The following is a 22,081-nucleotide window of genomic DNA, read 5'->3' on the forward strand; positions in this document are numbered from 1 at the left end:
GTACTGCAGGGGGGACCCTGTGGGAGAGTAGGACGCCGCCGAACAATTATTCCGGGAAAGCCCCGTACCGCAAGGTACGGGGCTTTTCTGCGTTCTGAGCCTTTCGGGCAGAGTGCTCCGTTCTGCTTGGTGTGGACGGACGACGTGCGTCAGATTCAGAGCCGGCCCGCAGCCTTGAGAGCCAGGTAGGCATCGGCCAGTGCGGGTGCGAGCTTCTCCGGGGTGGCATCGACGACCACCACGCCATGTCGCTTGAGCTGATCCGCTGTGCGGAGCCGCTGGGCCTGAGCCTGTGTGCCGGCTGCGGCCTCGTAGATCGCGTCCACTGTGCCCCGTGAACCCGTCATCGTCTCGATCCTGGGATCGGCGACCGAGGCCAGCAGCACTGTGTGGCGTTTGGTGAGCTGCGGAAGAACCGGCAGCAGACCATCTTCGATGGGTGCGGCATCCAGGCTGGTGAGAAGTACGATCAGGGAGCGGCGGGGCGCGCTCGCCAGCGCGGCCGTGCTCAGGCCATGAGCGTCCGTCTCAACGAGCTCGGGTTCCAGCGTGGCCATGGCTCCGACGAGTGCCGACAGAACATCGCCCGCCCCTGTTCTGCCCCGGACCTGGGCCCGGACGCGGCGATCGTAGGCGAGGAAGTTGACCCGGTCGCCGGCGCGCGTTGCCAGGGCGGTGAGCAGAAGGGTGGCGTCCATCGCCGCGTCGAGGCGGGGTACGTCACCCACTCGGCCCGCTGATGTGCGGCCGGTATCCAGCACGATGAGGATGTGGCGGTCCCGTTCCGGACGCCAGGTGCGAACAGCAACGGCCGACTGGCGGGCCGTGGCCCGCCAGTCGATGGAGCGGGTGTCGTCGCCGGGCACGTAGGCACGAAGACTGTCGAACTCGGTGCCTTCGCCGCGGGTGAGCACGCTGGTGCGTCCGTCGAGTTCGCGGAGCCTCGCCAGCCGTGAAGGCAGGTGCTTGCGGCTCGTGAAGGGCGGGAGGACCCGGACCGTCCAGGGGACCTGGTGGTTTCCCTGCCTGGCGGCCAGGCCGAGGGGGCCGAAGGACCGCACAGTCACCTGCTCGGCCCGGCGGTCTCCTCGTCGGCTGGGGCGGAGGAACGTGGTGAGGCGGCGGCGTTCGCCCGCGGGGACTGTCAGTTCGTGTCTGGACGCGGCCTGGTCGGTTCCCGCCGGCCAGCTGCTGGGCGGCCATGCGTCACGCAGGTGGGCGCGGAGGCGGCGACGCGAGGGATTGGTTACGGTCAGTTGCACTTCTGCCGCGTCACCCAGTCGAACAGACGTGTCACCGGATCGGGTGAACTGCAGCGTTCGCACTGGCGCGGCCAGGGCGTAGTCCCACAGAATTGCTAGAGAAAGCGGGGCGTTGACCGCGAGCATGCCTGTCCAGCTCGGGGCCAGGATGCCTACGGGGAGTGACCCCAGGGCAGCCAACAGCGCGGTTCGTCCGGTGAGGGCCATGGTCACCGCCTCATCGGGGAACGGGGACGTGGGCGAGCACTGAGGTGATGACGGAGTCGGGGGTGACTCCTTCCATCTCCGCCTCGGGCCGCAGTTGAATGCGATGACGGAGTGTGGGAAGCGCCAGGGCCTTCACATCGTCAGGTATGACGTAGTCGCGGCCGGTGAGCCAGGCCCAGGCGCGGGCGGTGCTGAGCAGAGCTGTGGCTCCTCGGGGGGAGGCTCCGAGGGAGAGCGAGGGGGACTCACGCGTGGCACGACAGATATCCACGACATAGCCGGCGATCTCCGGGGAGACCTTGGTCTTCGCGACGGCCGAGCGGGCCGCCTCCAGGTCTGCGGGGGCGGCTACGGGGCGAATGCCCGCTGCTTTCAGATCACGCGGATTGAAGCCGTCCGCATGACGGGTCAGGACGCTGATCTCGTCCTCGCGCGACGGGAGAGGCACCGTCAGTTTGAGTAGAAAGCGGTCCAGTTGGGCTTCGGGGAGGGGGTACGTGCCCTCGTACTCGACCGGGTTCTGGGTCGCGGCCACCAGGAACGGGTCGGGCAGGGGGCGCGGGGTTCCGTCGACAGTGACCTGGCGCTCCTCCATGGCCTCCAGGAGGGACGACTGAGTCTTGGGAGGGGTGCGGTTGATCTCGTCGGCGAGAAGCAGATTCGTGAAGACCGGGCCGGGCTGGAAGGAGAACTCGGCTGTGCGGGCGTCGTAGACAAGAGAGCCGGTGACGTCGCTCGGCATCAGGTCGGGGGTGAACTGGACGCGCTTGGTGTCGAGTTCGAGTGAGGCGGCGAGGGCGCGGACCAGGAGGGTCTTGGCCACGCCGGGGACGCCTTCGAGCAGGACGTGACCCCGGCAGAGCAGCGCGACGACGAGCCCGGTTACAGCCGGGTCCTGGCCGACCACAGCCTTGGCGATCTCGGAACGCAGGGCTTCCAAGGACGCGCGGGCGCTGTCGGAGTCCACGGAGTCCACAGGAGCCGCAGGGGCCCAGGCGGTCTCCCTGGGCTCCGTGGACTCGGGGGTCGGGGCGCTCATGAAGTGCGTACCTCTCTTTCGAGGGCGTCGAGTTGGTCGGTCAGGAGGACAAGAGCAGCGTCATCGGCGGGGGCGGGACCGAAGAGCAGGGCGTTGAGGCCGCCGCCCGATTCGGTGACGCGTGCCGAGATCGCGGGGAGGAGGACTTCGGGGGAGTGCGCATCGCGGGGGGACACCCCGACGAGGGGCGCGATGTGGTTCCGGGCGGCGGAGCGCAGAGAGGCTGCGGCCCGGTCGCGGGCGTTGGCCTTGCGGTACAGGCGGGCGCGGCCCTCCGTTGTCTCGGAGGCCCGGATGGCGACGGGAAGGCGTTCGGTGACGAGGGAGCCGAGGCGTCGTGCGCGCCAGATGGCGGCGAGGACGGCGGCGAGGGCGAGTTGCAGGGTGCCCCACAGCCAGCCGGAGGGGATCAGGTCCGTGAAGCTCGCCGAGTCGCTTGTGGCGCTGTCTTCGTCGGTGGGCCGGTCTCCGGGCTCCTTGTCGGCCTCGGTGGCGGAGGGATCAGCCAGTGAAGGGAGGTACCAGACGAGATGTGGGCGGGAACCGAGGAGTTGGAGGGCCAGCGAGGCATTGCCCTCGTGGTCGAGGCGGTTGTTGTGGAGCAGGTCGGGGGAACCGAGAAGGACGGTGTCGCCGTCGCCGGCTCGCTGTTCCTGGATGACGAGGACGGTGGGAAGGCCGTCGCTCAGGTAGCAGGAGGTGGTGGTGAGGGCGTCCGTCGTGTAGCGGATGCCGCCTGTGTCCGCCTTGCCGGCCGTGCGGGCGGCGGGGAGCTCGCAGCGCGGTTCCCTGGCCTTCACGGGGCGGGAGGACTCGGCTCGTACGCCCGGGGCGAGGTTGCTCAGGGACAGGTAGCCGGGGGCGAGCAGGACCGTGCGGCCTACGGAGTCGCTTGTGGCCGCGTGGAGTCGGCGCTGCTGGTACGGAGTGAGCAGATTCGGTGCGGTGACGAGGAGGGTCGTGTCGGGGCCCGTTGCCGTGGTGGCCTCGTCGAGTGTGGTGACGACATCGACGGAGACGCCGCTGCGCTTGAGGAGTTCGGCGACGGCGCGGCTGCCTTGCGGGTCGGCGGAACGAGGGTCCAGGCGGCCGTGGTGTTCGCCGGACCGCATGGCCGCGAGGGTGATGCCGGCCACGACCAGGATGAGCAGGGCGATCATCAGACCGCGGGTGCGGTTCCAGACCTGGAGTGCGGTGGGCGACGCCGAGGTGGAGGAGGCGGCGGCGGTGGTCTCGGTCATGCGTCGGCTCCTCCGACCGTGCTGGTCAGCAAGGGCTTTGCGGCCATGAGATCCAGGTCGAGGGTGCGCAGGGTGACGTATGCCTGCTCGTCCGCGGTGCGGCCCCCGTACGTCACGTCGTCGAAGGCTCTGGCAGCTGCGCGGAGGCGGTCGGCGTGCTGGGGGAGGGCGCGGCCTGCTTCGGCGGCGGCCTCGTCCGCGGTGCGGCCCGGGCGCGGGTCGAGCAGTGCGCGCTCCTCCAGTGTGCGGACCACGGCGCGCATGCGGTCCTGGACTGCTTCGGTCCAGCGGCCCGCGGCGACGTGTGTCTCCGCTGCGGTGCGGTACGCGTCCGCATTGCGGGTGCTGCTGCCGAAGAGGGCGTCGGCCGAGCGGGGGGTGGGTCGGGGGGTGCCCAGCCGCCACCAGAGGGCGACGGCCAGGCCGACGACGATCAGTACGAGTGCGACGACTCCGAGCGGCCCCCCGGGCGCTCCGTCGGCGACGGTGTCGAAGAGACTCCCGAGCCATTCCCAGAAGCGATTGAGGCCGCGCTGGAGGAGATTCGGATCATTCTCGTGGTACATCGGCTTGGACAGTTCGTCCTCTGCCGCCTCGCGGGCGGGGACGCGTGGGATGTCCACGGGTATGTCGTCCGCCCTGATGAATTGCCGTATCGATGTGGTGCCCCCCGCCCCCGACACTGCATCAGCTCCTGGGGGTCTCGTAGCCCGGCACGTTCGCGGCCCGTGCGAGATCGAGGTCGAGGGCTTCGCGGCGGATTCGCTGGTCGACGTAGAGCAGCGCCATCACGCCTGCGGTGAAGGGGTAGGTGAGCGTCGAGACGATCACTTCGCCGATGCCCGAGACGATGAAGAAGGGCCAGCCGAATTCGGAGGCGTTGCCGTTCATCAGGTCGCCGATTCCGCCGCTGTCGACGGAGATCGCGATGATCCCGAAGGGGATGCCGATGACCAGTGCGACGACGATGACCAGCAGGTAGGTGAGTGCCAGGATGCCGAAGGTGCGCCACCAGGCACCGCGGACGAGCTTCGCGGACCGGCGCATCGAGGTCAGGATCGACTGGCGTTCCAGCATCAGCGCCGGAGCGGCGAGGGTGAAGCGGACCATCAGCCAGATGACGACGACCACGGCTGCGGCGAAGCCGAACACGGCAAGGAGGACTCCTGGGGTGGAGCCCAGGAGGATGCCGGGGAGCAGGCCCACGGTCATGATCGCGGCGCTCATCAGGCTGAGCAGCAGGGTCAGTCCGAGCAGCTGAGGGAGCCTGGGGCGGGCCTCGGTCCATGCCTCTTTGAGCGTCGCGCCACGGCCCAGTACGGAACGGCTGACGACCACGGTGAGTACCGCTGTGGTGATGAGTGTGGCGATCATCGAGATGAGCGTGCCAGGGGCGCTGGAGAGCATGGTGGACTGCATGGAGTCCCCGGCCTGGCGCAGGGCCTCGGCGCCGACGGCGTTCGGGTCGACCGATACGGGGTCGGGCAGCAGATAGCGCTGGATGAGAATGATCGCGATCTGTGCGATCACGGCGACGGTGAGGCTGACACCCAGCACCGTGCGCCAGTGGGCGCGCATCGTGGACACCGCGCCGTCCAGGATCTCCCCGATGCCCAGCGGGCGGAGCGGGATGACACCGGGCTTCGCCGCCATGGGCGGGCGGCCCCATCCGGGACCCTGGGGGGCGCCGCCCCAGCCGGGGGCCGGCGGGGGCGCTCCGGGGCCGGTGCCGGACGTGCTCGGTGGGGACCACTGCCCGGGCGGCGGCTGTGCAGGAGACCACTGGGGTGCAGGGCTGCCTGCGTCCACGGGTTCGGAGGGCCGGGGGATTCCCGTCTCCTTGCCGTCGGAGGGGGCAGATCCGGGCGAGGCCCAGCCCGGAGAGTCGTTCATTCTCGCTCCTTCACGATGCCGTCCGCTCATCGGGGCGGCAGGTTGGCAGCCATCGTGCCACGCGGGGGTGCCGTGCGGGCCGGGCGCTCTATCTCCTTTGCGCCTTCATTTGTGGACGCCTCACCGGGCAGACTGGGCGGATGGCTGATCAGGACGCGCAATCGACGGTGGGTATCGAGCCTCCCGCGCTCTCCGTACTCCGGTGGGACGAGCCTCCGGAAGGTCCCGTGCTGGTGCTCCTCGACCAGACACGACTGCCGGTCGAGGAAATCGAGCTGGTGTGTACCGACGTGCCCGCGCTGGTGCGGGCCATCCAGACCCTGGCTGTCCGGGGGGCTCCTCTGCTGGGTGTCGCCGGGGGGTACGGGGTGGCGCTCGCCGCGGCCCGTGGTTATGACGTGGCCGAGGCGACTGGCCTGCTGGAGCAGGCGCGGCCCACCGCTGTGAACCTCGGGTACGGGGTGCGGCGGGTGGCCGGGGTGTACTGGGCGGCCCTCGAGAAGGGCCTGGGCGCCGAGCAGGCGGCCGGGGCGGCGCTTGCCGAGGCGAGGGCGCTGCATCGGGAGGACGCGGCGGCCAGCGGGCGTATGGCGCGGTTCGGTCTGGCGCTCCTGGAGGAATTGCTGCCCGGTGGGGGACACCAGCTCCTCACCCACTGCAACACGGGCGCCCTCGTGTCCGGGGGTGAGGGCACGGCCTTCGCGGTGGCTCTCCAGGCGCACAGGGCGGGCCGGCTCAGGCGGCTGTGGGTGGACGAGACGCGTCCGCTGCTCCAGGGGGCCCGGCTCACCGCCTACGAGGCTTCGAGGAACGGGATGGCGTACACCTTGCTCACGGACAACGCGGCGGGTTCGCTGTTTGCCGCGGGTGAGGTGGATGCCGTACTTATCGGGGCGGACCGTATCGCCGCGGACGGATCGGTGGCGAACAAGGTGGGGAGTTATCCGCTGGCCGTACTCGCCAAATACCACCATGTGCCGTTCATCGTCGTCGCGCCTGTCACGACCGTCGATCTGGACACCGCGGACGGGACGGGGATCATTGTGGAGCAGCGCCCAGGCCGAGAAGTGACGGAGCTCACATCTCCGCAGTTGGTGTCACCGGGCGGAGAGGCGGGCGGATCGCCCGTCGCGCCGCTGGGGACACCGGCGTACAACCCCGCATTCGACATCACGCCGCCGGAACTGATCACGGCGATCGTCACGGAGGAGGGCGTAATTTCCCCGGTCACGGGGGTCGGACTGGCAGAGCTGTGTGCCAGGTCATCGCAGGTAACGATTAGCTAATGGGATGATGTCGTTTATGAAGGGACGCGTCCTTGTCGTCGACGACGACACCGCACTGGCCGAGATGCTCGGGATTGTGCTGCGTGGAGAAGGTTTCGAGCCGTCGTTCGTAGCAGACGGTGACAAGGCACTTGCTGCATTTCGTGAGGCAAAGCCGGACCTGGTTCTGCTGGATCTCATGCTGCCCGGTCGGGACGGCATCGAGGTCTGCAGGCTGATCAGGGCCGAGTCCGGTGTGCCGATCGTCATGCTCACTGCCAAGAGCGACACGGTCGATGTGGTGGTGGGCCTGGAATCCGGGGCCGACGACTACATCGTCAAGCCGTTCAAACCGAAGGAGTTGGTTGCCCGGATCAGGGCGCGTTTGCGGAGGTCCGAAGAGCCTGCGCCGGAACAGCTGGCCATCGGTGACCTGGTCATCGACGTGGCCGGTCACTCGGTGAAGCGGGAGGGTCAGTCCATCGCGCTGACCCCGCTGGAGTTCGACCTGCTGGTCGCGCTCGCCCGTAAGCCGTGGCAGGTCTTCACCCGTGAGGTGCTGCTCGAGCAGGTGTGGGGCTACCGCCATGCCGCCGACACACGTCTGGTGAACGTTCATGTCCAGCGGCTCCGCTCCAAGGTCGAGAAGGACCCGGAGCGGCCGGAAATCGTGGTGACCGTCCGAGGCGTCGGTTACAAGGCCGGACCGAGCTGACATTGTCTTCTCGGATGGGCGGTGTACTGAGGGGCGGCCGGTTGTTCCAGGACCGGGCGCCCGGCGGTCCCGTGCCCCGTTTGCTGATGCGCTGGGTGCGGCGTCCGCTGCTGCCCGCTGTGCGGCTGTGGCGGCGCAACCTTCAGTTGCGCGTCGTCGCCGGCACCCTGCTGATGTCCATCGGCGTGGTGCTGCTGCTGGGCTTCGTCGTGATCGGGCAGGTCCGCAACGGCCTGCTCGACGCGAAGGGCAAGGCCGCTCAGACGCAGGCCGCCGGTGGTTTCGCGGCGGCTCAGGAGAAGGCGAACGAGCCGCTCGTGCCGGGTGGCCGGGGCGAGGACGGTGCGGACGGCGTCACGGCCAATACGTCCTGGCGCACGGAGCTCGTCGACCAGCTCGCCAGCGGAGGCAAGAACGCCTTCAACGTGGTCGCGCTCAGCGCCGACTCCGTCGACGAAGGCGCGACCAGCCGTGCACCGCGTGGTTCGGGCAGCGTGGAGGCGTCCTCCATCCCGCAGCGTCTGCGTGAGGACGTGGACAAGGGGCCCGGGGCCTTCCAGACCTACTCCGTGATCCGTTACTCGTACGGGAAGGAGTCGCAGCCCGGGCTTGTCGTGGGCAAGCGGCTCTACGACATCGACCACAATCCGTACGAGCTGTACTACCTCTTCCCGCTGACGCAGGAGGAGAAGTCCCTGAGTCTGGTCATGACGACCCTGGCGACAGCCGGGCTGTTCGTCGTGGTGCTGCTCGGGGCGATCGCCTGGTTCGTGGTGCGGCAGGTCGTCACGCCCGTACGGATGGCGGCCGGCATCGCCGAGCGGCTCTCCGCGGGCAGGCTCCAGGAACGGATGAAGGTCACCGGCGAGGACGACATCGCCCGGCTCGGTGAAGCCTTCAACAAGATGGCGCAGAGCCTTCAGCTGAAGATCCAGCAGCTCGAGGAGCTCTCCCGCATGCAGCGGCGATTCGTCTCGGACGTCTCGCACGAGCTGAGGACGCCGCTGACCACCGTGCGGATGGCAGCCGATGTCATCCATGAGGCGCGCGCCGACTTCGACCCCATCACGGCCCGTTCCGCCGAACTGCTCGGGGATCAGCTGGACCGTTTCGAGTCGCTGCTCTCCGATCTGCTGGAGATCAGCCGGTTCGACGCGGGCGCCGCGGCGCTGGAGGCCGAACCGATAGACCTGCGTACGGTCGTACGGCGGGTCATCGGCGGCGCCGAGCCGCTGGCCGAGCGCAAGGGCACCCGTATCCGGGTTGTCGGTGACGAGCAGCCGGTGATCGCGGAGGCCGATGCACGCCGGGTCGAGCGAGTGCTGCGCAACCTCGTGGTCAACGCCGTCGAGCACGGCGAGGGGCGCGACGTCGTCGTACGGCTCGGTGTGGCGCAGGGCGCCGTGGCCGTGGCGGTCCGCGACTACGGTGTGGGACTCAAGCCGGGCGAGGCGACCCGGGTCTTCAACCGTTTCTGGCGGGCCGACCCGGCACGGGCCCGTACGACCGGCGGTACCGGTCTCGGGCTCTCGATCGCCGTCGAGGACGCCCGGCTGCACGGTGGCTGGCTCCAGGCGTGGGGCGAGCCCGGTGGTGGTTCGCAGTTCAGGCTCACCCTGCCCCGTACGGCGGACGAGCCGTTGCGTGGTTCGCCGATACCGCTCGAGCCCGAGGACTCAAGGCGCAACCGGGAGAACCGGGAGCGCGCCGAGGCCAGCCCCGCGACGGTGAGCGATCACCGGCTGATGGCCGTGCCCAGCCAGCCCGGCTCCACGGAGCGCTCGCAGCTGTCCGTGCCCGCGCGGGCCCCCGTGGCGCCGCGCACGGCACCGGCATCCGTCCATCCGGCCGCACTGCCGGGCAGTGGTGCACGTGTGGTGGCGCGTCAGGCCGGGGACCGGCCGGGCGGCGGCGCCGACTACGAAGCGCAGGATCCGGACCGGGGGGACACGACTCGTGGACACTGACCGTCGTCGGGGCGGCCATGGACGCGCGGTGCGGATGTCCGCGCTGCTCTCCTGCGGCGTCGTGGTGCTGGCCGGCTGCGCCTCCATGCCCGTCACCGGGGATGTCAAGGCGGTCGACGCCTCGCAGCCCGGTGACTCCCAGGTGCAGGTGTACGCGGTGCCGCCCAGGGAAGGCGCCACGCCCACCGAGGTCGTCGACGGCTTCCTGGAGTCGATGACCAGCGACGACCCCGCCTTCATGACGACCCGTAAGTACCTGACCGAGGAAGCGGCCCGCGCCTGGAAGCCGAACGCGGGCACCACGGTGCTCTCCAAGGCGCCCAACAGGGACGGCGCCTCGCTCCACGACAAGGACCGCAAGCGCACCGAAGGCGCCTACATGCTGACCGGCGAGCAGGTCGCCGCCGTGGACGCGCAGAGTTCGTACCAGCCGCTTGCGCCCACCGACTACTCCCAGATGCTTCACCTGGTGCGGGAGAAGGGGGCCGACGGCAAGCAGGAGTGGCGCATCGACATCGTGCCCGACGGCCTGGTGCTCGGGCAGTCCGACTTCAAGCGGCTCTACCGGTCCGTCAACAAGTACTACTTCGCCACGGGGCGGACCAACGGCCGGTCCACCCTGGTGGCCGACCCCGTCTACGTACGGACCCGGACGGACCCCGTCACCCGGATGGACACCGCCACGCAGACCGTCCGGACCCTTCTCGAAGGACCGACGAACTGGCTGCGGCCCGTGGCCGATTCCCGCTTCCCCACGGGTACGGCGCTGAAGAAGGGCGTCACCGCCCTGGCGCCCGACGACCAGAACGTACTGAAGGTGCCGCTCAACAAGAAGGCGGACAAGGTCGGCCGGACGGCCTGCCGGATGATGGCCGCCCAGGTCTTCTTCACCTTGCGGGACCTGACGTCCGCGCGCGTCGAACAGGTGGAGCTGCGGAGCGACCGGGGCCGGCTGTGTTCGCTGGGGTCGGACGAGGCGGTGGAGTTCGCCCCCGACAGCGGTGCGGGCGCGCCCGACAGCCAGTACTTCGTCGATGCCAAGGGGCATGTGGAGCGGATGCCGGGGAACACCAAGGGCACCGGCGAACCCCAGCCCGTGACCGGCCCGTTCGGCAGCGGCCCGGTGCCGATGAGCACGGTCGGGGTGGCGCGTGACGAGCGGTTGGCGGCGGGCGTCTCCGAGAACGGTCAGCACCTGTACGTCTCCTCACTGGTCTCGGACGGCGAACTCGCCGCGCCCGTGGTGACCAGCGGGGCGAAAAAGTCCGAGGACCGGCTCTCGGCCCCGAGCTGGGACGGCCGCGGCGACCTCTGGGTGGCCGACCGGGACCCGGCGAGCCCCAGGCTGCTGCGCCTGGTGGGCGGCAAGGGCACGCCCCAGGAGGTCACGGTGCCGAGCCTGAACGGCGGGCGGATCGAGGCGCTTCGGATGTCGGCCGACGGGGTGCGGATCGCACTGCTGGTGCGGTCGAAGGACGGGCGCACCACGCTCAAGATCGGGCGGGTGGAGCGCCAGGGCTCCGAGGAGCAGCCGCAGGTCTCCGTCGAGGACCTGCGCCAGGCCGCGCCGCAGCTCACGGACGTGACGGCGATCTCCTGGTCCGGCCGCAGCCGCCTCGTGGTGGTCGGCAAGGAGGAGGGCGGGGTTCAGCAGGTGCGTTACGTGCAGGCCGACGGTTCGACCTCGTCCTCCGGTGTGCTGCCCGGGGTGAACCAGGTGACGGCGGTCGCGGCGGCCGACGACGAACAGCTTCCGCTGATGGCGGAGACCGAGGACGACGGAATCGTGAAGCTGTCTCCGGGCGACAACTGGCAGACGGTGCTCAAGGCGGGCTCGTCCCTGGTCTATCCGGGCTGAGACGGTCCGGAGTTATCCACAGGGGGTGGCCGGCTTCCGGCCACCCCCTGCACAGTGTGGGCATGCGGGGATGGTGGCGGGAATTCACCGGACTGGTCCTGCCGGTGGCCTGTGGGGGCTGCGGCAGGCCCCGTACCGAACTGTGCGAGGAGTGCCGGGCCGCGCTGCTCGGTGCGGCGCCGCGTCGGGTGAGACCCGCGCCGGAGCCTGCCGGGCTGCCGGTGGTGCGTGCCGCGGCCCCGTACGAGAACGCGGTACGTGCGGTGCTCCTGGCCCATAAGGAGAGGGGCGCACTAGGGCTCGCCGCGGTGCTCGGAAGCGCTCTGGCGGGCGCCGTGCGGGCCGGGGCGGGGCATATGCGCGAGGCGGGGCCGCTGCTGCTCGTGCCGATACCGTCGGCGCGGCGTTCCACCGCCGCGCGGGGTCATGATCCGGCGCGGCGCATCGCCCTGGCCGCCGCGGCGGAGCTGAGGCGTACGGGGATGCCTGCCGGTGTCCTCGCGGTGCTGCGGCAGCGGCGTGCCGTGGCCGACCAGTCGGGGCTCGGGGCCGGACAGCGGCGGGCGAATCTGGCCGGGGCGCTCGAAGTGGCGGGCGGCGCCGGGCGGCTTCTCGCGGGTGGCCGGGTGGTGCTGGTCGATGACCTCATGACGACGGGCGCTTCGTTGGCCGAGGCGGCGCGTGCCGTGCGCGCGGGCGCATCGGCGGATGCCGGTGCACGCTGGAAGGACACAGGGGCACATGCCCTGCGAGCTGCGGTCGTCGCAGCTTCACCGTCCGCTTTCGAAATAAACCGGAACTGACAGAGAACTTGCGTCGTTGCAGGTAGTGAGTGGGCAAAGAGACCTGAACGGAGGTACGCGCGAGTAGCGGGTGCCGACACCCTGCCGGGCAGGCTATGTTCGGTTGTGAGGAATGGTGAATGCCAGACCTCGACGAATGCACCACCAGGTTTCGGGCAGGTAACTCATCGGTAGTCCAGAAACGCTGGAATCGGTGGGGTGGAGACCTTGCCGGAGGGGGAGGAGGGGGTGAAAGCCACCGAGTCCGAGGCTCCGGCGATCACCGGAGTCTGGTGCAAAAGGGAAATGCTCCGCCGCTGAAGCGGAGCGATCCGGGAACGGAGTTCTGCGTGGACATCGTCGTCAAGGGCCGCAAGACCGAGGTGCCCGAGCGGTTCCGCAAGCACGTGGCCGAGAAGTTGAAGCTGGACAAGATCCAGAATTTCGACGGCAAGGTGATCAGCCTGGACGTCGAGGTGTCCAAGGAGCCGAATCCCCGTCAGGCCGACCGTTCGGACAGGGTGGAGATCACGCTCCGCTCCCGCGGGCCTGTCATTCGGGCGGAAGCGGCTGCGGGCGATCCGTACGCAGCGCTGGACCTGGCCACCGGCAAGCTGGAGGCGCGGCTGCGCAAGCAGCACGACAAGCGCTACAGCCGCCGCGGTACGGGTCGGCTGTCTGCTGCCGAGGTCGGAGAGACCGTGCCGGGCGCGGCCTCGTTCAACGGGAACGGCGAGCTGGTCCCCGATGAGACGTCGGCGGGCGGTGTGCCCACCACCAAGATCGGTTCGCTCGAGGTACAGGGCGAAGGGCCGCTGGTGATGCGCGAGAAGACGCACGTCGCGGCACCGATGGCGCTCGACCAGGCGCTCTACGAGATGGAGCTGGTCGGGCACGACTTCTACTTGTTCGTCGACTCCGAGAGCAAGGAACCCAGTGTCGTCTACCGGCGGCATGCCTACGACTACGGTGTGATCCGCCTGGTGACGGACCCGCTCGCCGCTGATGAAGCAGGCGGCGCGGGCGGTGCGCTCGGCGGCTGACGCCGCACCTTCGTGGTGCCCCTGGAGCGTCTGTGCGCCCCCAGGGGCACCCGCGTGCGACAACTGGATCACCGCTCCGGCGTCCAGGCATGAAAGCATGGCGTCCCAGGCCAATCGGGGCTCCATGAGCTGCCGTTGGCGGACAGCTTGTGGACTACAGGTTGTGGCCTTCAGGGGGAGGAACGATGGCGAACACCTTCGGGCCCGTGCGCGATGCGAATGACGCCGACGATGCCGCCGGTTCGGATGCCGGCGCGGACGCGGATACCGATGGCTCACGCAAGGAGCCCATCCGGGTTCTCGTGGTCGATGACCACGCGCTCTTCCGCAGAGGTCTGGAGATCGTCCTCGCGCAGGAGGAGGACATCCAGGTCGTCGGCGAGGCCGGCGACGGGGCGGAGGCCGTGGACAAGGCGGCCGACCTGCTGCCCGACATCGTGCTGATGGATGTCCGGATGCCCAAGCGCGGCGGCATCGAGGCCTGTACCTCCATCAAGGAGGTGGCCCCCAGCGCGAAGATCATCATGTTGACGATCAGTGATGAGGAGGCCGACCTCTACGACGCGATCAAGGCGGGGGCCACCGGATATCTCCTGAAGGAGATCTCCACCGACGAGGTGGCCACGGCGATTCGCGCGGTCGCCGACGGGCAGTCCCAGATCAGCCCGTCGATGGCGTCCAAACTGCTGACCGAGTTCAAGTCGATGATCCAGCGCACCGATGAGCGTCGGCTCGTCCCCGCGCCGCGGCTCACCGAACGCGAGCTCGAGGTCCTCAAACTCGTTGCTACGGGCATGAACAATCGCGATATCGCGAAGGAGCTGTTCATTTCCGAGAACACCGTGAAGAACCACGTCCGCAACATTCTGGAGAAGCTGCAGTTGCACTCCCGGATGGAAGCCGTGGTCTATGCCATGCGGGAGAAGATCCTCGAGATCAGGTAATGCCCTTTACGTGAGCGCCCGGGCGATTTCCGCCATGAGCGGCTCGCGCAGTTCCGGGGCGTCCACCCGGTCCAGCCGGACGTTCGTGCAGCCGACCCAGGATGCCGCTTCCACCAGGGCCTCGGCCATCGGTTTCACGGCCCTTCGGCCAAGGACGGACACCTGCCGGGCGACCAGCGTGGTGCCTTCGCGGGAGGGGTCGACCCGGCCCTGAAGCCTGCCTCCGGCCAGCAGCGGCATCGCGAAGTACCCATGGATCCGCTTGGGCTTGGGGACGTACGCCTCCAGGCGGTGGGTGAAGCCGAAGATCCGCTCCGTGCGCGCGCGCTCCCAGATCAGCGAGTCGAAGGGCGAAAGCAGCGTCGTGCGGTGCCGTCCGCGCGGCTCCGATGCCAGCGCCTCCGGGTCCGCCCAGGCCGGCTTGGCCCAGCCCTCCACCGACACCGGCACCAGACCCGAGTCCGCCACCACGGCGTCGAACTGCTCGCCCTTGAGGCGGTGGTAGTCCGCGATGTCGGCCCGGGTGCCGACCCCCAGCGACCGGCCCGCCAGGGCGACCAGCCTGCGGTGGCACTCCGCGTCGTCGAGGTCGTCGTGGAGGATCTCGTCCGGAATGGCGCGCTCGGCGAGGTCGTAGACCCGCTTCCAGCCGCGCCGCTCCGTGCAGACCACCTCGCCGTACATCAGTGCCCGTTCGACGGCGACCTTCGAGGCCGACCAGTCCCACCACTCGCCGCCGTTCTTCGCGCCGCCGAGTTCCGTTGCGGTCAGCGGGCCCTCGGTGCGCAGCTGTTTGATCACCGTCTCGTACGTCCCGTCGGGCAGGTCGTGGTGCCAGTGCGGACGGGAGCGGTAGGCGCGGCGGCGGAACGCGAAATGCGGCCATTCCTCGACCGGCAGGATGCAGGCCGCATGCGACCAGTACTCGAACGAGCGCCCTCCCGACCAGTACGCCTCCTCGACCGTGCGGCGGTCGACGGCGCCGAGACGTGCGTACGGAACGAGCTCGTGCGATCTGGCCAGGACCGAGATGGTGTCCAGCTGTACGGCTCCGAGGTGGCGGAGGACGCCCGGCACTCCGGCCCGGCGGTCCGGGGCCCCCAGGAAGCCCTGTGCGCGCAGGGCGATCCGGCGGGCCTGGTCGGCGGAGAGTTCTACGGCGGGAAGCGGCACGGGCGTCATGCACCGAACCCTAGAGCGGGGCACTGACACTCGGGCACGAGTGCGGGAACAAGGGCCGCACCGGCAGCTCGCACCGCGGTGGTCAGCGGCTCGTGGGTACGTACGGATGGCTGCCCGGCAGCCCCAGGTCGGACGGGAGCAGCGCGCCGGTCCAGACGTCACGGCGCACTCCCTTGTTGAGCAGCGCCGAGCGCTGTTCGCCCTCCATGCGGAAGCCGGCCCGCCGGGCGACCGATCGCGACGGGGTGTTGCCGATCTCGGCCCGCCACTCCAGCCGGTCCGCGCCGAGCGAGGTGAACGACCAGTGGGCGGAGGCGAGCACCGCCTCCGTCATATAGCCGCGGCCCCGGTGCTCCTTGCCGGTCCAGAACCCCACCTCGTACGTCCCGGGCAGTACGCGGTGGTTGATACCGAGAGCGCCGACGAGCTGCCCGCCGTCGCGCAGGAGCACCGCGAAGTTGTACATCGAGTCGTCCTCCCAGCCTCTTGGCGACAGCGTGGCCGTGAAGATCTCCGCGTCGGCTCTGGAGTACGGGGAAGGGACCACCGTCCAGCGCTGGATGTCATGGTCCTGGCAGGCCGCGTACACGCCGTCCGCGTCGTCCCGTGCGAAGGGGCGCAGGATGAGGCGTTCGGTGGTGAGGGTGATCGGCTCCATGGGGAGATTGTGGTGAGGCGAGGCCCGTAGTGCGAGCACTTTTGACGCTTCCCGGCACCTTCGGGCCCTTCCGTCCGTTGTCCTGGAAGGGTGCGGCGAGGTCCACGCGGCAGCAGCCCTCCCGACGCGGTGGGGTCCTCGCTTACGATGGCCGTTGCGGTGGGGCCCACCTGCCGTGCCCGCGCCAGAGTCCATTACACGACCCAGTGCCAGGCCCGACCGGCAAGGAGACCAGCCTCAGTGTCCGTCTTCAACAAGCTCATGCGTGCAGGCGAAGGCAAGATCCTGCGCAAACTGCACCGCATCGCGGACCAGGTCAGCTCCATCGAAGAGGACTTCGTCAACCTCTCCGACGCCGAGCTGCGGGCGCTCACCGACGAGTACAAGGAACGGTACGCGGACGGCGAGAGCCTGGACGACCTGCTTCCCGAAGCGTTCGCGACCGTCCGCGAGGCGGCCAAGCGCGTCCTCGGACAGCGCCACTACGACGTCCAGATGATGGGCGGCGCCGCCCTGCACCTCGGATACGTCGCCGAGATGAAGACCGGTGAGGGCAAGACCCTCGTCGGTACCCTGCCCGCGTATCTCAACGCGATCTCCGGCAAGGGTGTTCATCTGATCACGGTCAATGACTACCTGGCCGAGCGTGACTCCGAGATGATGGGCCGGGTCCACAAGTTCCTGGGCCTGTCCGTCGGCTGCATCGTCGCCAACATGACTCCGGCCCAGCGCCGCGAGCAGTACGGCTGCGACATCACGTACGGCACCAACAACGAGTTCGGTTTCGACTACCTCCGCGACAACATGGCGTGGTCCCAGGACGAGCTCGTCCAGCGCGGCCACAACTTCGCCATCGTCGACGAGGTCGACTCGATCCTCGTCGACGAGGCCCGTACGCCGCTGATCATCTCCGGACCCGCCGACCAGGCCACCAAGTGGTACGGCGACTTCGCCAAGCTGGTGACGCGCCTCACCAAGGGTGAGGCCGGCAACCCGCTGAAGGGCATCGAGGAGACCGGCGACTACGAGGTCGACGAGAAGAAGCGGACCGTGGCCATCCACGAGCCCGGTGTCGCGAAGGTCGAGGACTGGCTCGGTATCGACAACCTCTACGAGTCGGTGAACACGCCGCTCGTCGGGTACCTCAACAACGCGATCAAGGCCAAGGAACTCTTCAAGAAGGACAAGGACTACGTCGTCGTCGACGGCGAAGTCATGATCGTCGACGAGCACACCGGACGTATGCTCGCCGGCCGCCGTTACAACGAGGGCATGCACCAGGCCATCGAGGCGAAGGAAGGGGTGGACATCAAGGACGAGAACCAGACACTCGCCACGATCACCCTCCAGAACTTCTTCCGCCTCTACGGCAAGCTCTCCGGCATGACCGGTACGGCGATGACCGAGGCCGCCGAGTTCCACCAGATCTACAAGCTGGGCGTCGTGCCGATCCCGACGAACCGGCCGATGGTCCGGGCGGACCAGTCGGACCTGATCTACCGCACCGAGGTCGCGAAGTTCGCCGCCGTCGTCGACGACATCGCGGAGAAGCACGAGAAGGGCCAGCCGATCCTGGTCGGCACCACCTCGGTCGAGAAGTCCGAGTACCTCTCGCAGCAGCTCTCCAAGCGCGGAGTCCAGCACGAGGTCCTCAACGCCAAGCAGCACGACCGTGAGGCGACGATCGTCGCCCAGGCCGGCCGCAAGGGCGCGGTCACGGTCGCCACGAACATGGCCGGCCGAGGCACGGACATCAAGCTCGGCGGCAACCCCGACGACCTCGCCGAGGCGGAGCTGCGCCAGCGCGGACTCGACCCGGTCGAGCACGTCGAGGAGTGGGCGGCCGCGCTGCCCGCGGCGCTGGAGAAGGCCGAACTCGCGGTGAAGGCGGAGTTCGAAGAGGTCAAGGAACTCGGCGGGCTGTACGTGCTCGGTACGGAGCGGCACGAGTCGCGTCGTATCGACAACCAGCTGCGCGGTCGTTCCGGCCGTCAGGGCGACCCGGGCGAGTCCCGCTTCTACCTGTCGCTGGGCGATGACCTGATGCGCCTGTTCAAGGCCCAGATGGTCGAGCGCGTGATGTCGATGGCGAACGTGCCGGACGACGTGCCGATCGAGAACAAGATGGTGACGCGCGCGATCGCGTCGGCCCAGTCGCAGGTCGAGCAGCAGAACTTCGAGACGCGTAAGAACGTCCTGAAGTACGACGAGGTGCTCAACCGGCAGCGTGAGGTCATCTACGGCGAGCGCCGCCGTGTCCTGGAGGGCGAGGACCTCCAGGACCAGATCCGTCACTTCACGGACGACACGATCGACGACTACATCCGGCAGGAGACCGCCGAGGGCTTCGCCGAGGAGTGGGACCTGGACCGGCTGTGGGGCGCCTTCAAGCAGCTCTACCCGGTGAAGGTCACGGTCGCGGAGCTGGAGGAGGCCGCCGGGGATCTGGCCGGGGTCACCGCGGAGTTCATCGCCGAGTCGGTCAAGGACGACATCCACGAGCAGTACGAGGAGCGGGAGAAGTCGCTCGGCTCGGACATCATGCGTGAGCTGGAGCGTCGCGTGGTGCTGTCGGTCCTGGACCGCAAGTGGCGTGAGCACCTCTACGAGATGGACTATCTCCAGGAGGGCATCGGCCTGCGGGCCATGGCGCAGAAGGACCCGCTGGTCGAGTACCAGCGCGAGGGCTTCGACATGTTCAACGCCATGATGGAGGGCATCAAGGAGGAGTCCGTCGGCTACCTGTTCAACCTGGAGGTCCAGGTCGAGCAGCAGGTCGAGGAGGTCCCCGTGCGGGACGCGGCCGAGCTGTCGCTCTCCAAGGAAGGCGCGCCCGCGCCGGTGTCCCGTCCGGAGATCCGGGCCAAGGGCCTGGACGCTCCGCAGCGGCCCGACCGGCTGCACTTCTCCGCTCCCACCGTGGACGGGGAGGGCGGGGTCGTCGAGGGTGACTTCGCCAATGGCGACGGTGCCCGCTCGGAGTCGGACGGCATGACGCGCGCCGAGCGTCGCAAGGCGCAGAAGGGCGGCAGCACCGGTGGTGGTGGCGGCCGTCGTCGCAAGAAGTAGCGCGTGGCGTTGAGGGCGGTGCGGTACTGAGACACCGCACGCGTCCGCAGGACGGCCGGGGCCGGGCACCTTCGAGGTGTCCGGCCCCGGCCGTTCCCGCGTCGTGGGGTACGCGCTCACCGGCTTCCGGCTCCGCCTCAGCCGCCGCTGGGGCCGGTCCGCGCGCCGGGGACGCGTTCACCGCCCAGTTCCACCGCCGCGCAGCGCCAGCGGAGGTCGGTGCCCCGTTCCAGGCGGAAGGCCATGGCGCTGACCCGGTCGCCCGCGGCGATGCTCGCGAACGCCTCGACGACGCCGGTGGCCGGCTGGGCGCCGTGGCAGTGGCGGAGGACCGGCCGGACGCCCTCCGCGCCGAACGGGCTGCTGGGCGCGAGTTCGGCGAGCTGGTCGTACGCCTCGCCGATGGTGTGCCCCAGCATCCAGTGCACCGGGCGCCGGCCGCTGAGCACCGCGAGCAGGCGTTCGGCGAACCACTGGTGCGGGCGGGGATGGCGCGCGGTCCGTTGCCGGATCTGTTGCGGGGGTACGGTTCCGGGCCTCCGCTGGTCGCGTCGTGCGGCGGGCCTGGTCTTGTCCATGCTCATGCTCATCGCCCCCGTGCTGCTCCGAGCCCGGTGAACTACCGGGCAGTAACTTCTGTTGCGGATCTTCTACGGGGCAGGCGGGCGGCGCCGCAAGCCGGGAAAAGGGCCCGGAGCGGGCCCACGGAGATCACCTATCCGGGTAGCGGCGCCTGTGCCACAAGGGCGCGGCGGGGGTGAGGGGCTGCCGCGGGGTGGACGAACGGGGGCCGCTCAAGGACCCCAACGAGGGACCTCCCACGTATCCTGAGGACGTTTCCGACTACGAAAGCGGCCAGCCATGCGCGTGTACGTCCCCCTGACCCTCTCCGGTCTCGCAGCGGCGCACGGGGCGGGCGAAGTCGGTCCCAGGCCGCTGACGGCCTATGCGGTGACCCCGGCGCTGCGCGAGTGGTACGTCTCCGACGACATCGAGGAACTGGAGTACGCGGCGCTCAACCGGGCCGCCTCCGCCTCGCTGCGGATGATCGCCGGGAACCCCGACGAGCCCCGGCGCAGGGTCGTCGTCGCCGTCGACGTACCGGACGGGGCCGCCGTCGCCGATCCCCATCACAGCCTGGACGGGGCGGCGCTCGGCGAGGTGCGGATCGAGGCCGCAGTGGCGCTGTCGAAGGCCGCCGCCGTGCATGTGGACGCCGACGACGCCGAGAAGGACGTGGCCGCTGCGGCCGCGGTGCTGGGAGCCGCCGACCTCGGTGACGACGACGCGCAGTTCACGGTGGACGGCGCCGAGGACCATGAGCTGCTGTGGTTCGGCATCCAGGAGATCCCGAACCTGATCGGCTGAGCGATCGGCCGAGCGATCTGCCGACCGACCGGCCGACTGTCCGACCCGGCGGGTAGCGTTCTTCGCATGGGGACGTCAGGGAATCACCACGCACATCTGGTCTGGGACTGGAACGGCACGCTGCTCGACGACAACGTGGCCGTCATCGGCGCGACGAACGCCGCGTTCGCCGAGATCGACCTCGCGCCGATCACGCTGGAGCAGTACCGCGAGATGTACTGCGTCCCGATTCCCCGCTTCTACGAGCGGCTGCTCGGACGGCTGCCCACCGAGGCCGAGTGGGAGCGGATGGACGGCATCTTCCATCGCCACTACACCGAGCAGCGCGTCGCCTGCGGGCTCACCGAGGGCGTGGAGGAGCTGCTCTCGCAGTGGCGGCTGGCAGGGCGCAGCCAGTCCATTCTGAGCATGTACGGCCATGAACAGCTGGTACCCGTGGTGCGGGGGTACGGCATCGAGAGCCACTTCCTGCGGGTCGACGGCCGTACGGGGCCTTCCGGGGGCAGCAAGGCGCTGCACATGGAGCGGCACTTCGCGGCGCTGGACGGGATATCCCCGCAGTGGTCGGTGGTCATCGGCGACGCGGTGGACGACGCCGTGGCCGCGGCGCACGTCGGGGCGAAGGCGGTGCTCTACACCGGGGGGTCGCACAGCAGGGCCAGCCTGGAAGCGGCCGGGGTGCCGGTGGTCGACACCCTGGCCGAGGCGGTCTTCCTGGCGGAGGGGATAGCGGGGTCGGGCTGAGCGGCGCGCGATCCCTGGGGTGGGTCAGGGCTGGGGCGTCGTGGTGCGGAGCACCTTCAGGAACTCGCGCATCCAGGCCGAGTGGTCCGGCCAGGCGCGGGACGAGACGAGTGTGCCGTCCACGACCGCTTCCACGTCGCTGAACACGGCGCCGGCCGTTCGCATGTCCGGTTCGAGTGCCGGATAGGCCGTGACCCGGCGGCCGGACAGGGCGCCGGTGGCCGCGGTGATCAGCGGGCCGTGGCAGATCTGGGCGACCGGCCTGTCCGAGTCGAAGAACGCCTGGACGATCTTGCGGAGCTCGGCGTTGTTGCGCAGGTACTCAGGGGCCCGGCCGCCCGGGATCACGAGGGCGACGTAGGAACCGGGGTCGACGTCCGCGAAGGCGAGGTCGGCGGGCCAGGTGTAGCCGGGCTTCTCCGTGTACGTGTCGAAGCCGGGCTCGAAATCGTGGACCACGAATCGGAGCGTCTTGCGCTCGGGGGCCGCGATGTCGACCTCGTACCCCTCCTCGCGCAGCCGTTGGTACGGGTAGAGGACTTCGAGGGACTCGGCGGCATCGCCGGTGATGATCAGGATCTTCGCTGCCATGGCAGGGCTCCCCACACGTCGAAGGGTGTCGAGTGCGACCCGGACAGCCTGCCGGTCGCGGCGCGGTTCGCCAAGACGGCGCGGCGCACTGGCCAAAGTGTCAAAGTCTGGACCCATCTTTTGTACACATACAGCTCATGACGGGTACGGGGGCAAGGGAGATAGCCTGGTCCCGTGATCAGCGCGATACGCCTCGGGGGCAGCGAAGCCCCCGTCCTGCGCCCGGAGTGCCACAGCACCCGGGCGATCCGCG

19 protein-coding genes are annotated in these 22,081 nt (G+C 69.4%); 10 read left to right on the top strand and 9 right to left on the bottom strand.

Annotated features, from left to right (window positions below; translation table 11 throughout):
- Positions 1-155: 155 nt before the first annotated feature.
- From ACWGO0_RS19475 to ACWGO0_RS19495, 5 genes are read right to left on the bottom strand one after another with little or no spacing between them, the layout of a single operon-like run.
- Entirely contained in the window at positions 156-1,469 is a 1,314-nt protein-coding gene (locus ACWGO0_RS19475; RefSeq protein ID WP_453536072.1) for a DUF58 domain-containing protein, read from the bottom strand.
- A 10-nt stretch (positions 1,470-1,479) separates the two neighbouring features.
- On the bottom strand, positions 1,480-2,508 hold the full coding sequence (locus ACWGO0_RS19480) for an AAA family ATPase (protein ID WP_453536074.1): 1,029 nt from the start codon (positions 2,506-2,508) through the stop codon (positions 1,480-1,482).
- The gene (locus tag ACWGO0_RS19485; RefSeq protein ID WP_453536077.1) at positions 2,505-3,749 is read right to left on the bottom strand and encodes a DUF4350 domain-containing protein; all 1,245 of its coding nucleotides are present in this window, start codon (positions 3,747-3,749) and stop codon (positions 2,505-2,507) included. The genes ACWGO0_RS19480 and ACWGO0_RS19485 overlap by 4 nt, the downstream gene beginning before the upstream one ends.
- Positions 3,746-4,432, bottom strand: coding sequence for a DUF4129 domain-containing protein (locus tag ACWGO0_RS19490; protein WP_453536080.1), 687 nt, complete (start codon positions 4,430-4,432; stop codon positions 3,746-3,748). Before ACWGO0_RS19490 ends, ACWGO0_RS19485 begins: the two co-directional genes overlap by 4 nt.
- Positions 4,433-4,436: 4 nt before the next feature.
- Positions 4,437-5,642: a hypothetical protein gene (locus ACWGO0_RS19495; RefSeq protein ID WP_453536083.1), complete on the bottom strand. Its 1,206-nt coding sequence runs from the start codon at positions 5,640-5,642 to the stop codon at positions 4,437-4,439.
- A gap of 140 nt (positions 5,643-5,782) precedes the next feature.
- Here ACWGO0_RS19495 and mtnA point away from each other — a divergent pair, with 140 nt between their 5' ends.
- From mtnA to ACWGO0_RS19530, 7 genes are all read left to right on the top strand, one after another.
- A complete protein-coding gene (mtnA, locus tag ACWGO0_RS19500) occupies positions 5,783-6,928 on the top strand; it encodes an S-methyl-5-thioribose-1-phosphate isomerase (protein ID WP_453536086.1) in 1,146 nt (381 codons plus the stop codon).
- A gap of 4 nt (positions 6,929-6,932) precedes the next feature.
- On the top strand, positions 6,933-7,622 hold the full coding sequence (gene mtrA, locus ACWGO0_RS19505; RefSeq protein ID WP_187281934.1) for a two-component system response regulator MtrA: 690 nt from the start codon (positions 6,933-6,935) through the stop codon (positions 7,620-7,622).
- 14 nt (positions 7,623-7,636) lie between these two features.
- Positions 7,637-9,589 carry an MtrAB system histidine kinase MtrB gene (gene mtrB, locus ACWGO0_RS19510; RefSeq protein ID WP_453536090.1) on the top strand — a complete coding sequence of 651 codons (1,953 nt, stop codon included), beginning with the start codon at positions 7,637-7,639 and terminating at the stop codon, positions 9,587-9,589.
- A 34-nt stretch (positions 9,590-9,623) separates the two neighbouring features.
- Positions 9,624-11,447, top strand: coding sequence for an LpqB family beta-propeller domain-containing protein (locus ACWGO0_RS19515; RefSeq protein WP_453536293.1), 1,824 nt, complete (start codon positions 9,624-9,626; stop codon positions 11,445-11,447).
- Positions 11,448-11,509: 62 nt separating this feature from the next.
- On the top strand, positions 11,510-12,250 hold the full coding sequence (locus ACWGO0_RS19520; RefSeq protein WP_453536093.1) for a ComF family protein: 741 nt from the start codon (positions 11,510-11,512) through the stop codon (positions 12,248-12,250).
- A gap of 329 nt (positions 12,251-12,579) precedes the next feature.
- Positions 12,580-13,272 (top strand): ribosome hibernation-promoting factor, HPF/YfiA family, encoded by a 693-nt coding sequence (gene hpf / locus ACWGO0_RS19525; RefSeq protein ID WP_453536096.1) that lies wholly within the window; start codon positions 12,580-12,582, stop codon positions 13,270-13,272.
- 185 nt (positions 13,273-13,457) lie between these two features.
- A complete protein-coding gene (locus ACWGO0_RS19530) occupies positions 13,458-14,216 on the top strand; it encodes a response regulator (protein ID WP_453536098.1) in 759 nt (252 codons plus the stop codon).
- Between the two features lie 6 nt (positions 14,217-14,222).
- Here ACWGO0_RS19530 and ACWGO0_RS19535 read toward each other — a convergent pair whose 3' ends face one another.
- Complete coding sequence (locus ACWGO0_RS19535; RefSeq protein WP_453536101.1) at positions 14,223-15,398, bottom strand: winged helix-turn-helix domain-containing protein; 1,176 nt, start codon at positions 15,396-15,398, stop codon at positions 14,223-14,225.
- An 82-nt stretch (positions 15,399-15,480) separates the two neighbouring features.
- Positions 15,481-16,056: a GNAT family N-acetyltransferase gene (locus ACWGO0_RS19540; protein ID WP_453536103.1), complete on the bottom strand. Its 576-nt coding sequence runs from the start codon at positions 16,054-16,056 to the stop codon at positions 15,481-15,483.
- Between the two features lie 240 nt (positions 16,057-16,296).
- Between ACWGO0_RS19540 and secA the strand changes: the two genes are divergently transcribed.
- Complete coding sequence (gene secA / locus ACWGO0_RS19545; RefSeq protein ID WP_453536106.1) at positions 16,297-19,125, top strand: preprotein translocase subunit SecA; 2,829 nt, start codon at positions 16,297-16,299, stop codon at positions 19,123-19,125.
- Positions 19,126-19,262: 137 nt separating this feature from the next.
- Here secA and ACWGO0_RS19550 read toward each other — a convergent pair whose 3' ends face one another.
- Positions 19,263-19,709, bottom strand: a complete 447-nt coding sequence (locus tag ACWGO0_RS19550; RefSeq protein WP_453536109.1) for an Rv3235 family protein — start codon at positions 19,707-19,709, stop codon at positions 19,263-19,265.
- A 277-nt stretch (positions 19,710-19,986) separates the two neighbouring features.
- Here ACWGO0_RS19550 and ACWGO0_RS19555 point away from each other — a divergent pair, with 277 nt between their 5' ends.
- Positions 19,987-20,493, top strand: a complete 507-nt coding sequence (locus ACWGO0_RS19555; protein WP_453536111.1) for a DUF6912 family protein — start codon at positions 19,987-19,989, stop codon at positions 20,491-20,493.
- A gap of 66 nt (positions 20,494-20,559) precedes the next feature.
- The gene (locus ACWGO0_RS19560; protein ID WP_453536114.1) at positions 20,560-21,237 is read left to right on the top strand and encodes an HAD family hydrolase; all 678 of its coding nucleotides are present in this window, start codon (positions 20,560-20,562) and stop codon (positions 21,235-21,237) included.
- A gap of 24 nt (positions 21,238-21,261) precedes the next feature.
- Here the strand turns inward: ACWGO0_RS19560 and ACWGO0_RS19565 are convergent, their stop codons facing one another.
- Positions 21,262-21,828 carry a DJ-1/PfpI family protein gene (locus tag ACWGO0_RS19565; protein ID WP_453536116.1) on the bottom strand — a complete coding sequence of 189 codons (567 nt, stop codon included), beginning with the start codon at positions 21,826-21,828 and terminating at the stop codon, positions 21,262-21,264.
- Positions 21,829-22,081 lie beyond the last annotated feature (253 nt).

It is taken from the genome of Streptomyces sp. NPDC055749, assembly GCF_053617235.1.